Source organism: Alteromonas sp. S167 (assembly GCF_036864375.1).
Taxonomy (GTDB): domain Bacteria; phylum Pseudomonadota; class Gammaproteobacteria; order Enterobacterales; family Alteromonadaceae; genus Alteromonas.
On the sequence record NZ_JAZETR010000006.1, the window covers coordinates 61,189 to 76,001 of the forward strand.

At 45.3% G+C, this 14,813-nt stretch carries 15 protein-coding genes; 11 read left to right on the forward strand and 4 right to left on the reverse strand.

From position 1 onward, the window contains the following. Positions 1-16: 16 nt before the first annotated feature. Positions 17-628 (reverse strand): TetR/AcrR family transcriptional regulator, encoded by a 612-nt coding sequence (locus V7R35_RS10700; RefSeq protein WP_334014804.1) that lies wholly within the window; start codon positions 626-628, stop codon positions 17-19. Between the two features lie 175 nt (positions 629-803). Between V7R35_RS10700 and V7R35_RS10705 the strand changes: the two genes are divergently transcribed. Together V7R35_RS10705 and V7R35_RS10710 are read left to right on the forward strand one after the other, a co-directional pair. Then, a complete protein-coding gene (locus V7R35_RS10705; RefSeq protein WP_334015015.1) occupies positions 804-1,646 on the forward strand; it encodes a crotonase/enoyl-CoA hydratase family protein in 843 nt (280 codons plus the stop codon). A gap of 183 nt (positions 1,647-1,829) precedes the next feature. Next, on the forward strand, positions 1,830-3,872 hold the full coding sequence (locus V7R35_RS10710; protein ID WP_334014806.1) for an NADPH-dependent 2,4-dienoyl-CoA reductase: 2,043 nt from the start codon (positions 1,830-1,832) through the stop codon (positions 3,870-3,872). 137 nt (positions 3,873-4,009) lie between these two features. Here the strand turns inward: V7R35_RS10710 and V7R35_RS10715 are convergent, their stop codons facing one another. The 3 genes from V7R35_RS10715 to V7R35_RS10725 are packed head-to-tail and all read right to left on the reverse strand — an operon-like array spanning position 4,010 to position 6,404. Further along, positions 4,010-5,197, reverse strand: a complete 1,188-nt coding sequence (locus V7R35_RS10715) for a retropepsin-like aspartic protease family protein (RefSeq protein WP_334014809.1) — start codon at positions 5,195-5,197, stop codon at positions 4,010-4,012. A 13-nt stretch (positions 5,198-5,210) separates the two neighbouring features. After that, positions 5,211-5,651 carry an acyl-CoA thioesterase gene (locus V7R35_RS10720; protein WP_438823470.1) on the reverse strand — a complete coding sequence of 147 codons (441 nt, stop codon included), beginning with the start codon at positions 5,649-5,651 and terminating at the stop codon, positions 5,211-5,213. 42 nt (positions 5,652-5,693) lie between these two features. Beyond that, entirely contained in the window at positions 5,694-6,404 is a 711-nt protein-coding gene (locus V7R35_RS10725; RefSeq protein ID WP_334014811.1) for an FFLEELY motif protein, read from the reverse strand. Positions 6,405-6,681: 277 nt separating this feature from the next. Here V7R35_RS10725 and V7R35_RS10730 point away from each other — a divergent pair, with 277 nt between their 5' ends. The 9 genes from V7R35_RS10730 (at position 6,682) to V7R35_RS10770 (ending at position 14,787) form a co-directional block, all read left to right on the forward strand. Continuing rightward, complete coding sequence (locus V7R35_RS10730) at positions 6,682-7,248, forward strand: elongation factor P hydroxylase (RefSeq protein ID WP_334014812.1); 567 nt, start codon at positions 6,682-6,684, stop codon at positions 7,246-7,248. Next, positions 7,245-8,375 (forward strand): ATP-NAD kinase family protein, encoded by a 1,131-nt coding sequence (locus V7R35_RS10735; RefSeq protein WP_334014813.1) that lies wholly within the window; start codon positions 7,245-7,247, stop codon positions 8,373-8,375. Before V7R35_RS10730 ends, V7R35_RS10735 begins: the two co-directional genes overlap by 4 nt. 51 nt (positions 8,376-8,426) lie before the next feature. Beyond that, positions 8,427-8,726 (forward strand): YfcL family protein, encoded by a 300-nt coding sequence (locus tag V7R35_RS10740; protein ID WP_334014815.1) that lies wholly within the window; start codon positions 8,427-8,429, stop codon positions 8,724-8,726. A gap of 130 nt (positions 8,727-8,856) precedes the next feature. Then, entirely contained in the window at positions 8,857-10,164 is a 1,308-nt protein-coding gene (locus V7R35_RS10745) for a short-chain fatty acid transporter (RefSeq protein WP_334014816.1), read from the forward strand. Positions 10,165-10,296: 132 nt separating this feature from the next. Next, a complete protein-coding gene (gene zigA, locus V7R35_RS10750; protein WP_334014817.1) occupies positions 10,297-11,499 on the forward strand; it encodes a zinc metallochaperone GTPase ZigA in 1,203 nt (400 codons plus the stop codon). 2 nt (positions 11,500-11,501) lie between these two features. Further along, positions 11,502-12,176, forward strand: coding sequence for a DUF1826 domain-containing protein (locus V7R35_RS10755; protein WP_334014819.1), 675 nt, complete (start codon positions 11,502-11,504; stop codon positions 12,174-12,176). Between the two features lie 393 nt (positions 12,177-12,569). After that, entirely contained in the window at positions 12,570-13,235 is a 666-nt protein-coding gene (locus V7R35_RS10760) for a FlgO family outer membrane protein (RefSeq protein WP_334014821.1), read from the forward strand. Positions 13,236-13,239: 4 nt separating this feature from the next. Beyond that, on the forward strand, positions 13,240-14,001 hold the full coding sequence (locus V7R35_RS10765) for a FlgO family outer membrane protein (RefSeq protein WP_334014823.1): 762 nt from the start codon (positions 13,240-13,242) through the stop codon (positions 13,999-14,001). Positions 14,002-14,010: 9 nt separating this feature from the next. Beyond that, on the forward strand, positions 14,011-14,787 hold the full coding sequence (locus V7R35_RS10770) for a FlgO family outer membrane protein (protein ID WP_334014824.1): 777 nt from the start codon (positions 14,011-14,013) through the stop codon (positions 14,785-14,787). Positions 14,788-14,813: the final 26 nt, after the last annotated feature.

Sequence of the window (14,813 nt, forward strand, 5' to 3'; positions counted from 1 at the left end):
CTCACTTAATACCCGGTTATTTTGTTACAGGTACATTCATAAAAAGGTCGGCAGCACAGTTACACATTTCCTCAATGTGGCTGCTGTCGGCGTAAATGCCATCAATCAGCAAGCGTGCAATACCGTGTAGCGTTCCCCAAGTAACCTGTGCCAGTCGAAGTGCATCTTGATTATCTGGGAGCAATCCTTTTTCCTGCCAATAACGTGTCATGGTGACTTGAAACTGAAAGCACGGGAAGGCTACATTTTTTAGGTCGTCAGTCGCCGCGTTGTTCTGCCAAATAGTTCTACCGAACATTAATTCATACATTTCAGGGTTATCGGCAGCATAGCCAACGTATTCGTGTACAAACTCTCTAAATCGAGCTTGGGCGGGTTTTTGTTCTTGGTCGAATATACGGCGTGCAGCACTGTGCCAGTCGCTAAAACCTTTGGCAGCGATAGCGCTCAACAGTGCGCTTTTATCTTTAAAATGATGGTAGGGCGCTGTTCGCGATACGCCTGCATCTTCTGCTAATTTTCGCAAAGACAAACTATCAACGCCATGTTCAGCCAAACGTTTGGTTGCCGCACTAAGTAATGCGCTTCGTAAGTCGCCATGGTGATAGCTTTGCGCTGTACTTGCCATATTCTGATACTAATTCCGTAAAAACATCTACATTTACTAAGCACTGCTGATTCTAACAAAATCAACAGCGCTTAGATTACTTTTTATCTTGACAGTGTCAACATAGCCTTTTATCTTGACGCTGTCTAGTTTGCAAAAATGTTAATAGGAAATCACCATGGAGACAGCGCAAACCATGAAGTACTCTACGTTAGAAGTAAAACAAGAAGGGCATATTGCTCATCTTATTCTAAATCGCCCTGACGCGATGAATAGCATGACCCCCGATTTTTGGACCGAATTTCCTGCAGCTATTAGAGCCATTGATGATGCCGCTGAAGCGCGAGTGATTGTTATTTCCTCAACGGGTAAACACTTCTCTGCTGGCATGGACTTGTCGGTGTTTTTGAATATGAAGGAAGACTTCAAGGGTGACCCTTCGCGCCGCGCCGAGCGTATGCGTAGAACCGTTATGTTGCTGCAAGACAGCTTTACCGCCATAGAGCAGGCCAGAATGCCGGTAATTGGCGCCGTTCAGGGGGGCGCTATTGGCGGGGCGGTCGATTTGCTTAGTGCATGCGACATGCGTTATTGCACAAAAGATGCGTTTTTCACCATTAAAGAAACCCAGTTAGGTATGACCGCAGACGTAGGCACGTTGCAGCGCTTGCCGAAGCTCATTCCCATTGGTGTTGTAAAAGAGCTTGCATACACAGGGCGCAACTTTGGTGCTGAAGAGTCTCGCGCCCTGGGCTTTGTAAATCAGGTTTTTGATGATCAGCAGAGTATGCTTGAAGGCGTAATGAAAATTGCGCAGCAAATTGCCGCTAATTCTCCATTGGCGGTATCGGGCACTAAAACCATGATCAACTATGCCGCTGAGCATACCGTTAGTGAAAGTTTGAATTACATGGCAACGTGGCAAGCTGGAATGTTTCAAATGGAAGACGTTTTTAAGGCTATGGAAGCACAAAAAACGCAGCAACTACCCGATTACCCGCCGCTTTACGGCGCAGTGAAAAAAATGAATTCACAATAGCGGCAAATGCCAAAAGCATTATAGACACGAAAAAACGGTGTGGCGCCGCAATAACAGGCATGCGGCCTGCGCTTGTAAACTATTAATTTATTGAGATTGATAAAGCGTTTAAAGAAAACGCACAACATCTTTCTTTGAACACTGATTCAACGCTTTTCAAAGGGCTTTTTTTAGGAATTTATCATGAACCAGACCGTGACTGATCATCCCGTATACCCACATTTATTTCGCCCACTTGATTTGGGCTTCACCACGTTAAAGAACCGCGTATTGATGGGCTCAATGCACACCGGACTTGAAGAAATGCCAGATGGACACAAGCGCATGGCGGCATTTTATAGCGAGCGTGCACGAGGTGGTGTAGGGCTTATTGTTACCGGCGGTATAGGACCCAATGAAGAGGGAGCTACTCATCCGTCAACATTTCGTTTAGATACAGATGAAGCGGTAGCTAACCACAAAGAAGTGACCGATGCGGTTCATATCGCAGGTGGTAAAATCTGCATGCAAATTCTGCACACTGGCCGCTATGCATATAGCCCTAAGCTGGTAGCACCGTCAGCGGTTCAAGCACCTATCAACCCCTTCAAACCAAAAGCATTAGAAGCTGATGAAATTGAAAAGCAAATTCAAGATTTCATCACCGCAGCGACACAAGCTCAACGAGCAGGGTATGACGGTGTTGAAATAATGGGTTCTGAAGGTTATTTCCTAAACCAGTTTATTGCAAAGCGCACTAACCATCGTGATGATGCGTGGGGTGGTGAATATGAAAATCGTATTCGTTTACCTATTGAAGTAGTGCGTCGCGTGCGTGAAGCCGTGGGTAACAGCTTTATTATTATTTATCGTCTATCAATGCTAGATTTGGTTGAGGGTGGCTCAACCTACGAAGAAGTGGTGCAGCTGGGTAAAGAAATAGAAAAGGCGGGGGCTACCATAATCAATACGGGTATTGGCTGGCACGAGGCGCGTATTCCTACTATTGCCACGAAAGTCCCCCGAGCTGCATTTACTTGGGTTACTGCAAAATTCCGAGAAGCCTTATCTATTCCCGTGATCACATCAAACCGAATTAATACACCAGAAGTTGCCGAAGACGTCCTAGCTCGTGGCGATGCGGATATGGTATCAATGGCGCGCCCATTTTTGGCAGACCCTGATTTTGTGCGAAAAGCACAGCAAAACAAAGCCGACGAAATTAATACCTGTATTGGTTGTAATCAGGCTTGTCTTGACCACGTATTTGGCGGGAAAATGACAAGTTGCTTGGTGAACCCACGTGCCTGTCACGAACTTGAAATTAATATTGAACCTGCATCAACCAAAAAACGTGTTGCTGTGGTTGGTGCAGGGCCTGCAGGGCTAGCTGCCGCGGTTACGTCGGCGCAGCGCGGTCACGACGTTGTTATTTATGATGGGGCGAGTGAAATTGGCGGCCAATTTAATGTGGCTAAACAAATTCCAGGAAAGGAAGAGTTCTATGAAACCCTTCGCTATTTTGCGCGCCAAATCGAGCTTCATAAAAATATTACGCTTAAGCTAAATACGTTCGTTGATGCTGCTGCGTTAAACGATGAAGGCTTTGATGAAGTGATGGTGGCAACGGGAATTAAGCCTCGCATGCCAGCCATTGAAGGCATCGAGCACGATAAAGTACTGACTTACCTTGAAGTGCTTAAAGAGAAGAAGCCTGTTGGTAAAAAGGTTGCCATTATTGGCGCCGGTGGTATTGGCTTTGATACAGCTGAATACTTATCGCACGGTAAAGAAACACCAAGTCAAGATATCCCAGCCTTTATGCGCGAGTGGGGTATTGATATGACATTTTCTGCACGAGCGGGTATTGAAGGCGTTAAGCCGCAGCCGGAGCCTTCGCCACGTGAAATTTTCTTGCTACAGCGTAAATCATCGAAAGTAGGTGCAGGCCTTGGTAAAACAACAGGGTGGGCACATCGAGCGGGCTTGTTGGCTAAGGGCGTTACCATGATCCCTGGCGTGTCGTACGACAAGATTGACGATGAAGGGTTGCACATTACGGTAGAAGGTAACCAGCAAGTACTTCCTGTAGATAACGTTATTATTTGTGCTGGGCAAGAGCCAATGCGTGACATTATTGAAGGATTAAAAATGCCCTATCACTTGATCGGGGGCGCAGATGAAGCGCTTGAGCTTGATGCGAAGCGCGCTATTGATCAAGGTACGCGTATTTGTGCAGCTGTGTAAAAGCTAACATAAAATTAGAAAAGCACCGCAATTGCGGTGCTTTTTTGTGTAGGTTTGCTTACTAATGGTTTAGGCGTTAACGTTTAAACGAATTAATGGCATTTAGAATTACTGAGTTAGGCGTTCGAACATTAAACCTAAGACCGCTTTTTAAGCCTTAACTCATTCGACTGCGGTAAAATAGAAAAGTCGAACTCTCCTAATACATTCATACCCAATAGGCCGTCAGTATCTGGTAAGGCTTCCTCGGGTAATACAATTGCCGAAACGTCGGTAAATTCATAACCAGCAAAATAAAACCGTGGTATTTTCACCAAAGGCGCTTCAATCGTTCCCGATGCAGTACGCACGTTAAAATTGCCAATAAACGTTAATCGCCTTGTTCTTCCTAACCTTGCGTAAAGCCGCGAAGAAATTGCGGTTGTGCTAGCGCCTGTATCTAAAATCATTACCGCTTTCTGATTCAGCGCTTTTGCATCTAAACGATATTGGTCGCCAACGCGCACAAGCGCCACCCGCGTTGAACGTGTATCTGTTGTATCGCCTTGCATGTCGTTAAATTCGGTATCGTCAAACGTATCGTCGTTAGCATCAGTTTCTTTGTAAGCTATCGCCCTAATTGCTTGAGCTTGTGCATCGTCGAAGGGAAGTGGAGCAAGCGCATCTTCCATTAATGTTTGCTTTCTTTGATGGGCATAGGCCCGCGCTAAATTTAGCGCATACTGCCGTGAATCTGGTACGCGCTGAAAAAGTGGCTCGTTGAGTTTTGCCAGCAGTTCCCACTGCTGGTCTCTACTTAGCTGCTCTTGAGCTTGCTCATACAGTGTCGCTATTTTTTTACCTATCTCTTCAAGCGCATCAACCGACAAAGGCAGCTCGGCAAGGTCGTATAAATGGACAAGAGCAATACTTAATGGCTTAGTTAGCCGAATCATTTCTGCTTCAAGTAATAACAAACGCTCGTCGAAAGGAGATTGCTTTAACGCATTTGACAACTCAAGTGCCAAACGGTCGAATTGCCGCTTTTCAAGAAGCGCTTCAAGTGAAGGGGTATTGCCGCCGGTTTCTGTTGTTTCAACACTATTTGTACTGCGTCTATTGTTACTCAATTCACTAGGAGATGTGTGTTGAGCTTCTGTATTGCCAATAGGGGAGCTAACGCTAGCTGAAGACGCGCTACTAGAACGAGCTTTGTTAGAAAGAAGCAAGCCATCACCAAATACATCGCTGTTACTTGTTGAATTCAACGCTGTCCACAGATAAACGTTCACAGTCAGCGATAAACAAAGCAAAGCCATTAAAAGTATTGCTATCCATCTAGCCATTTACCATTCTCAACTAAGCGGTTTGATTACGGTGAGAAATGCAGGCATCGCCATAAGCATTTTTGAACAGTTCTGGCATTCGTTTTGGCACGCCGGTATCTAGGCTTACGCAAACAAACGTAGTCAGCGCATCAAACACGGTTTTCTGGCGCTCAGGGCAAATAAATTGAAACTGACGTTTAAGCGTTAATCGGTCGTCGCAGTCAACAATCCATGTAGCGCACTTTAATTCATCGTCTACATGTGAAGGCAGGTGATAGTTCAACTCGTGGCGCTTTATCACCATACCTCTGTTAAGGTCTTGGTAATCGGCAAAATGAAGACCTAAGGCGTTAGAGTGAGACCACGCCAATTTTTCTGCTTGTGCTAAATAAGCAACATTGTTTACGTGCTTATAATGGTCAATATGCGTATGGTCTATTCGCCACGTTTTTATAAATGGAGATTCAAACATCCATGGAAGTGCGTCGTCGTTCACAATATGTCCTTTTTGCAATTAAACGTGAGGAAGCGGGTTATCGTCAGGTAGCGATAGCGTTGGCTCGAAAAGGTTGTGCATTAATGCTTTTTCTCGCTCGAGTACGGGTTGAATAAAGCATTGTACATCGCCAATAGCTTTAAACGCGTTAAACCCTCTTTCTAAAAATTCATGTAATGCTAACACGCCAGCAAGTTTAGCGGGTCTACGAGATAACTTTATCAACATACCTATACCGGGAATTTTAACCACATCAGCAAGCTGATCGCCCAAATGAGATATAATGTCTATCTGATGTTGCCTGTCGTCTTGACGTCCAATACTGCGATAAGCTTCTGCGTAGGTGTCTCTGGTAATAGGGGCATTGGGATAGTGCGTATTTAAGTACTGTGCCATGTCCATATCTAAGTTGAACGATAATGCGTTTAATGAAAGCGCGTCGTCCATTGCATTCATTGCTTTGTCGGGTAGCACTTTGGCAAGTTTGGGAATAACTCGCGCTAAGTCAGCATCCCTTTGGCTGAAGTCTTTCGGACCATAGAGCTCTTCAACAAAGAATGCCATGGCTTTTTGATAGCGCGCCTGTTGCGCTAAATCGTCATGAGATACTAATAACCTTTCACACTGCCATTCTTGAAGCGCGTGGATCAGCGGCATTATGTTTAGCTTGAGTGCTAAGTCTCTAAGCGCGTTTACGCGGTGTATATGCTTAATAATCGCTTGTGCCAATTACAACGCTCCCATTTACAATGATTCCAATAACTTAGTTGACTATCTTTATACTCACCATAGCACGTATTTAGTGCTTTAAACGTACAAATAAATAAGTATCAACAACGCGTACCTCGCTTGCGTTTATCCTATAAAGCTCAGTTTCTTTACAATAGTGGTAGGCGAAAGCGCTGCTATCATGTGAGAAGTATTATGTTACCTGATATACTATGCGCGATTTTTGATTCTAATTTTTTATGATAAACCGTAACGCTTAACGACTCACGCTAGAAGTATGACAAGTCTTTCTCAACAGCCACAAACTGGTGCAAAGCAATTTGATAACGATACTGATGTCCCAGTGCTTATCGCATTGTTTAACAGTACGTTCGTAGATTTTAATACGCGTTTAGTTCTTGGTAATGACGAGCCCGTGTACTTGCCCGCCAATGAAGCCTGTAGCTATCATCAAATCGTGTTTGCACACGGCTTTTTTTCAAGTGCATTACATGAAATTGCACATTGGTGTATTGCTGGAGAGGCCCGCCGATTACAAGAAGACTATGGATATTGGTACTGCCCTGATGGTCGTGATGCAAAACAGCAGGCCAGTTTCGAGAAAGTAGAAATAAAGCCTCAAGCCATAGAGTGGGCATTTACTGAAGCCGCGGGACGACGCTTTCAGGTAAGCACCGATAATTTAAATGGTGCAGAGCCAGACCGTGATGGCTTTACAAAAAACGTGGCGCAACAGCGCTCGCTTTATGAGCAGCACGGATACCCTAAGCGCGCAGCGCGTTTTATTGAAGCGCTTAAAGCTACATTTTCAAATCGAACCCAGATTGGAGCCTCAGTCGCATGAGTAAACCTACTTTTCGCTTAGGTTTAATAGTAAACCCGTTCGCCGGTATAGGTGGAGCATTGGCGTTAAAAGGCAGCGATGGCAAGGACATTCGTGAAAAAGCGCTTGCCAGTGGTGCCGAGAAAAAAGCAAACGAAAAAATGGCGAAAGCCCTGAGCGTATTAGAAGCCCTGTCTGGGCAGTTTTTGGTTGTCACGGCGGCTGGCGAGATGGGTGAGGATGTGTGTAAATCCATGGGCTTCGAGCACGAGGTTATTTACTCTCCATCTCAGGCACAAACAGAAGGTGAGGACTCAGAACGCGCAGCAAAGGCGTTGGTTGAGGCAAATGTAGATCTGATACTGTTCGCGGGCGGCGATGGTACTGCCCGCAATATTTGTAGTGTGGTGGGCAGTGCTGTTCCAGTGCTTGGAGTACCTGCAGGGTGCAAAATTCATTCTGGGGTTTATTGCGTTTCACCATCGGCTGCTGGCCACGTGGTTAGCCAAATGATTGCTGGCGAGTTGGTGAGTGAAATGGACGCCGAGGTACGTGATATTGATGAAGACGCGTTCAGGCGCGGTAAAGTAATTGCAAAACACTACGGTGAAATGCGCGTGCCTGCTGAGCTTAGCTATGTGCAAGCGGTAAAAATGGGCGGTAAAGAAGATGAAGCCCTTGTGCTAGACGATATAGCCGCGTTCGTTAGTGAGTTAATGGAAGACGAGCCTGATACCTATTTTGTAATGGGGTCGGGGTCAACCGTCGGTGCAATTATGGAATACCTTGGCCTTGATAACACCTTACTTGGTGTAGATGTTGTTAAAGCCGGTGAGCTTGTTGCGACTGATGTTACTGCCGCCTCGCTTATTGAAATAACCCACGGTAGCCCATGTAAAGTCGTATTAACGGTAATAGGTGGGCAAGGCCATATTTTGGGGCGCGGGAATCAGCAGTTAAGCCCAACGTTTATTCGCCAAATTGGCAAAGCAAATATGCTGGTTGTGGCTACCAAACAAAAAATTCAAGCCCTTGATGGACGCCCACTTCGCCTTGATTCCGGTGACGCTGAACTAGATGCCTCGCTTGCTGGTGCTTTTACCATCGTCACGGGTTACAAAGACAAAGTATTATACAACGCCGTATAGTGGGGAGGTTCTCACTTGTACGCACTGTTTTCAACATAAAAGGAGATAGGTTTGATACCACCTGCTGCTGCACCACAAGAAGTGGTAAATGCGATTGCTAAAATTGAAGCTTCACTTGATGACGTTGTAAATCACGGTAGTGATGATGAGTTGTTTATAGCAAGTTATTTGCAGGGGCATTTTGCCGTTGAAGCCAGACAGTTAGAAATGCATGCTGATGCGTCGCTCACCCTTCTAGATGAAAAAATGATGAACAGCTTAAACAACGCCTTTAACAACAAAGAGCTTGAAGGTGATGACGCAGCACAAGTAAAGCAATTATGGTCACGCCTTTTTAACGCTGCAAATTAAGACCTTGATACAATAAGAGAGCACTTCTCACTGTTATATTCATAGCGCGTTGAATATACGCGCTATTCACTTATCCGCTAATTGCGTTACGATACAAGTAACAAGTTTTTAACAAGTTGCGAGTAAAGTAATGTTAAACCGTGCGTCTAAGCCTTTTGTAAAGCTAGTAGAGCGCTTCCTTCCAGACCCTTTTGTATTTGTTTTATTGCTCACGTTAATAACATTGGCTGCAGCTGTGGTTCTGCAGCAACAACCCGTGTTATCCGTTATTAGCGTTTGGGGCAATGGTTTTTGGGGCTTACTCACATTTTCTATGCAGATGTTATTGGTACTGGTTACCGGTTTCATGCTGGCTTCAACACCGCTTATGAAAAAGTTGCTAGACAGTCTAGCAGCGTTGGGTAGTTCACCCGGCAAGGCGATTGTTTTAGTTACACTTGTGTCGCTAATGGCAAGCTGGATAAATTGGGGCTTTGGTTTAGTGGTGGGGGCGCTTTTTGCCAAAACCTTGGCAAAGCAAACGCGGGTAGACTATCGGTTGCTAGTCGCCAGTGCATATTCTGGTTTTGTAGTGTGGCATGGCGGTTTAGCAGGCTCGGTACCGCTCACTATTGCTACGCCGGGGCACTTCTCAGCAGACCAAATTGGCGTAGTATCAACATCGCAAACTATTTTCAGTAGCTTCAATTTAACGCTATTAGCCATTTTGTTTGTGGTCATTCCGCTTGTTAACCGTTTAATGCTGCCATCTGAAGACGACAGCGTTATCGTTGATCCCAGTAAGCTAGAGGACCCAACACTTCAGAAAAGTGAAAGCGCAAGCCCTGCCGAAAAGCTTGAAAACAGCATGCCGCTTGCAATTTTGGTTGGATTTGCTGGGCTAGCTTATTTAATTAATTACTTCATTAGTGGCGGCGGATTAAACCTAAACATTGTAAACACGCTTTTCTTGTTTTTAGCCATTGTGCTTCACGGTACACCAAAAAGCTTGCTGTTCAGCTTACAGCAAGCCATTCAAGGTGGCAGCGGTATTGTCATTCAGTTTCCTTTTTACGCCGGTATTATGGCTGTAATGGTGCAGTCCGGACTGGCACAAAGCATGTCTGAGGCACTCATAAGCTTAGCGTCTGCCGATACACTGGCTGTGTTTAGTTTTATAAGCGCGGGCATAGTGAATATCTTTGTGCCATCTGGCGGAGGACAATGGGCAGTGCAGGCACCGGTTGTATTACCAGCGGCATTGGAGCTTGGCGCCGACGTAAACAAAGTCGCAATGGCTGTAGCCTGGGGAGACGCTTGGACTAACCTAATACAACCGTTTTGGGCCTTACCTGTTTTGGCTATAGCAGGACTGCGAGCCAAAGACATTATGGGTTACTGCTTAGTACAGCTTATCATCACCGGCGTTATCATTTCTTTGGTGCTGCGCTTTATGTAGGCGCTCTTTGTAATTCGTATTTTTAAGTATTGTAAAATAGATTCGCTGGTAGACGCACTTACTCGCGCTTTTCATTTAGAGTGTTATGTTATAACATTGAGTGAGTGTAAGTGAGTTTGTGAAGAAACAACTATGTCTACATCAAATGTATTGCCCGTTACTGTGTTATCAGGCTTCTTAGGCGCTGGTAAAACAACAGTGCTAAATCATATCCTGACCAATCGCGAAGGTCTTCGCGTTGCGGTTATCGTTAATGATATGAGCGAAATCAACATCGATGCCGCAACCGTAAAAAATGAGATCAGTTTCAACCGCGCTGAGGAAAAGCTGGTTGAAATGAGTAACGGCTGTATTTGCTGTACCCTTCGAGAAGACTTACTTATTGAAATAGAACGTTTAGCCCATGAAGGCAAATACGATTATTTAGTTATAGAGTCGACGGGTATTTCTGAGCCTTTGCCTGTGGCAGAGACGTTCACATTTGCTGATGAAGACGGTAAAAGCCTGTCGGCTATCAGTCGTTTAGACACCATGGTAACGGTGGTAGATGCGTTTAACTTCCTCAAGGACTACGACGAAGCAAAAATGCTTAACGAAGTCGGTGAGAGCTTAGGCGAGGAAGACGAGCGTAGCGTTGCTGACCTTCTTGTTGAGCAAGTTGAGTTTGCTGACATACTACTTATATCAAAAACCGACTTGGTATCTGAAACCGAATTGGCTCGGCTTCAGGGAATACTGCGTACATTAAATCCAGACGCTTTACAGCTGCCAATGCAGCACGGCGATGTTCCACTTGACCAAGTGTTGAACACAGGGCGCTTCAGTTTCGAAAAAGCGCAGCAAGCGCCTGGGTGGCTCAAAGAGATGCGTGGTGAACACGTTCCTGAAACAGAAGAGTTTGGTATTTCTAGCTTTACCTATGAAGCTCGACGTCCTTTTCATCCTCAGAAGTTTTATGATTTTCTTCACAGTAAAAGAATTGCTGGAAAACTTATCCGTTCGAAAGGCTTTTTCTGGCTTGCAACAAGACCTCAACTAGCAGGTAGCTGGAGCCAGGCGGGCGGTATGGCGCGATACGGTGCAGCAGGTTTGTTTTGGAAAGCGGTGCCAGAGGAACAATGGCCCACAGATCCTGAATACCTTGAAGCAATCAAAGCCCAGTGGGTTGAGCCATTTGGAGATATGCGCCAAGAGCTGGTGTTTATCGGCCAAGGTTTAGATAAAAACGACATTATTACGCGTTTGAGCAACTGCTTGCTGTCGGATAAAGAGCTGCTGGCAGGACGCGAGGTTTGGGCGGCGTTGCCTGATCCATTTCCTGCATGGGAGCATTAACCATGCAAGTACTTAATGTAAAAACAAATTGCTCCTACGCAGCCGACAACGACCCAATGGTGCTTGGTCGAATATTCGATGAAGAGATAAGCGTTGCTCTGTGGTGTCGTGAAAATCAACAGATCGTAGCCAGTTATTTTGACACTGTTTTTAAGCGTTTGGGCATGGGCCTTCGCGGTGTTTTTATTTTGCAGTCGCTAAAGGCTGAACTGGAAGCATCACTTCCCAGCGCAAAAGGCAGAGCTGAAGCCATAGACGATATTTTTCTGCTATCAGACATGCTTACCACGCTATTTAATTGCGACAGTGTTGGTTTGAGATTAGCGCCACTAGATGCAGCAATGTGCCCAAAGCTTCATGCAGACAACATTCCTGTGCGATTAGTGAGTACGTATTTGGGAGAAGGCACACAGTGGTTACCCCAAGAACGCTTAATTTCAGCCAATGCGCTACAGCCAAATGCATCAAATACCCTTGGCACGCACAAGCACAAACTTGCGAAATCGTTGGGCAATGTTAATTACCTTGAAAGCGACATAATGCAGATGTCGTCTTTCGATGTAGGTCTTCTAAAGGGTAAGGCATGGCCTGAGCAAGAGAAGAGTGCTGCGCTGCATCGCTCGTGCCCAGTTTCAGAAGGAGCAAAGAGGGTGTTACTTACACTTGACCCAATGTAAACAAAATTCACTTTTTCCCGTTAGACTTTTGGAAGGCGCTATCAATTTTCTATGTGTGGTTCCCAGTGCGATAGCGCTATTTTTTTCCGAAGCCTTTTTCTCTAGCCTTTTACTCAAGCTTTTTTCTTTAAGGGCCTCCCTTTAGTTAGCTGAGCAAAAACCTGCACAAAGCGGCATAAGTTGTCAAAAAGTGGCAAGCCTTTTCCGCCAAATCCTTCACTAATTAATTCAACTTAGTACCATCGTTTGCATGTGTTTCGATGCTTTTTGTTACTTCTTGCTTTGTTATGGATGAGTTAGGCGAGGTGGAGCGTTTTTTGCATTCTAGCGCTTATTACAGTAAGTAAGCGCCGGTTTTATGGCGAAAATGAATTCATAAGCGGAACAATAGCGATGACAAGTTTCCAACGTTTAAAAAGGTTTGGTGTTAATCAATGCACCAATATTACGTGCTGCATTAAGTACAGCATTGTTGTGCTTTTAGCAGTGGTGCTTTCAGCCTGTTCATCGGCTGATGATTCGAAAAGTCAGCTTGCTCAAACCAATTTATCTACCGTCTCTGCACTTGGAAATATTGAATACTACACCTATTTGCTGGCAAACGAGCTTTTCGCCGATGTGGGGCCCGCCACGCAATCTCGTTATGCGGTAGTGGGCTTTGTGCCGGCAGACTCACTTAAATACGACGCACAGCATCAGCATCCACTGATGCTGCTTGGACATCAGCTAGAGCAAGGCATGATCACAGAGGCCACGAAAAGAGGCTTTTCTACTCAAGAATTTAAGTTGTCGAACGATATAATTGTAAACGACGAAAGCGACCGTATTTTAACGCGTAACATTGACCAACTTTCATCAATAGAACGCGTCGATTTTTATATCACGGGCACAATTATACACCAAGAGTCTGGTGCGGTAGTGAATGCTCGTGTAATCAGTGCACGCACAAAGAATGTGGTAGCAGCAGCTACACGCTTTTTTCCAGCAGAATTATTTTGGCAGGAAGAAAAGGTAACTACGCGAAACGGTAAACTATATAGAACCGAAGGTATGAGGTAATAATATGAAAAATCAGCGTCTTAATTCAGCATTCATACTGTCGGTTTGTGCATTGTCGCTTAACGGTTGCTCAATGATGATGGACGAAGAAGAAATGGCTGAGCAGCAGCCAACGCGTCCGGCCATGAACGTTATTGATGTAACGGCTGAAGACAGAACGCCAGTTGCAGCAACATCATCCAATGAAACTCAACCTCGCGGTATGGATGCGTACGGTGCTATTGGTCAGCCGCCGCTATATTCAAGTGTGCAAGGCGCTTACAAAGGGCGACCGCTTACCAAGCACATTGGCGACTACGTTAAAAACATGACCCAAGACCTTATTGCTAACATGGAATACGTAAACGACAAAACCCCCATTGGCGTTACCCACTTTGCACTACTAGATACAAATCTTCAGCAAACTGACTTGCTTGGCCGACAAATGGCGGAATCTTTCGTTCATGAATTGCATAAATTCCGCGTGCCGGTTATCGACTTTAAAGCGACCGAATATATTCGTATCACCGAAGACGGTGACTTTGTACTGAGTAGAGATTATTTAGAGCTTAGCAGCAGCTTGCCAATTGAATACGTACTTACCGGCACCATGACAAAGCATCAAGGTGGCGTATTAGTTAATGCACGTATTCTTGGAATGCAGTCGCGTGCCGTGGTTGCAAGTGCACAAATGTTAGTACCGTTTTATGTGGTTGATGCGCTTATTCCAAGTGATGGTAGCGAACAAAATGGTATGCGCGATGGCGTTAAGCTAAGCCGAGGCTAAGGAATAGGTATGCGTAAACTATGTACCATTAAGCCATCCAACATAAAACGTAGCTACATTAATCGATTGGCGGCTTTGTTGAATATCAAATACGTCGCCTTACTGGCTGGCGCAGTTTTGCTTAGTGGCTGCACAACGACCGATTCAATTGGGTCGTTTTGGTTAGGCGAGAGTGGTGAAATTAGGCACGATGCCGAGCCTGTACCTGTGCCAAGTCGCTCAGGCCTAGAATACACTCCAGACTCTAGAGACCGAGAATATCAGCAGCACGTAGCGGTGGAGCCTGGCTATAAAGACCCTCTTCATACCGGCTTTTTTCCCTCTCAAACGCACAAACGTTTGAACGACTACGCATCGCAGCTTGCTATGGAATTGATGGAGAACGCCACGCGTCTTACCCATCAAGACCGCGTTGGCGTTGCCAGTTTTGTACGTTTAAATCAGTCGCTAAACGACAGCACGGTGTTAGGAAATCAGCTTTCTGAATATCTTATTGCAGAGCTTCAAGACTTTGGGTTAGCAATTGTCGACTTTAAAGTAGCAGGTGGCATTACTCTCACTCCGGTTGGTGACTTTGTGCTTACTCGAAACGGCGAAAAGCTTGCAAAGCAGGTAGAAATGGACCACGTAGTTACCGGCACTATTATTGAAGATGATAGAGGCGTGCGAGTAAACGCGCGCATTGTTTCGCTTACCGGTAAACAGGTAGTGGCAAGCGCCAATGTTTTTATCCCCGCATTTGTTGTAATGGATTTAAACAAAGTCGCGAGCTTGCCTCGCCAGTAAACCAGCAAGCCTGCTAAACCATGTTT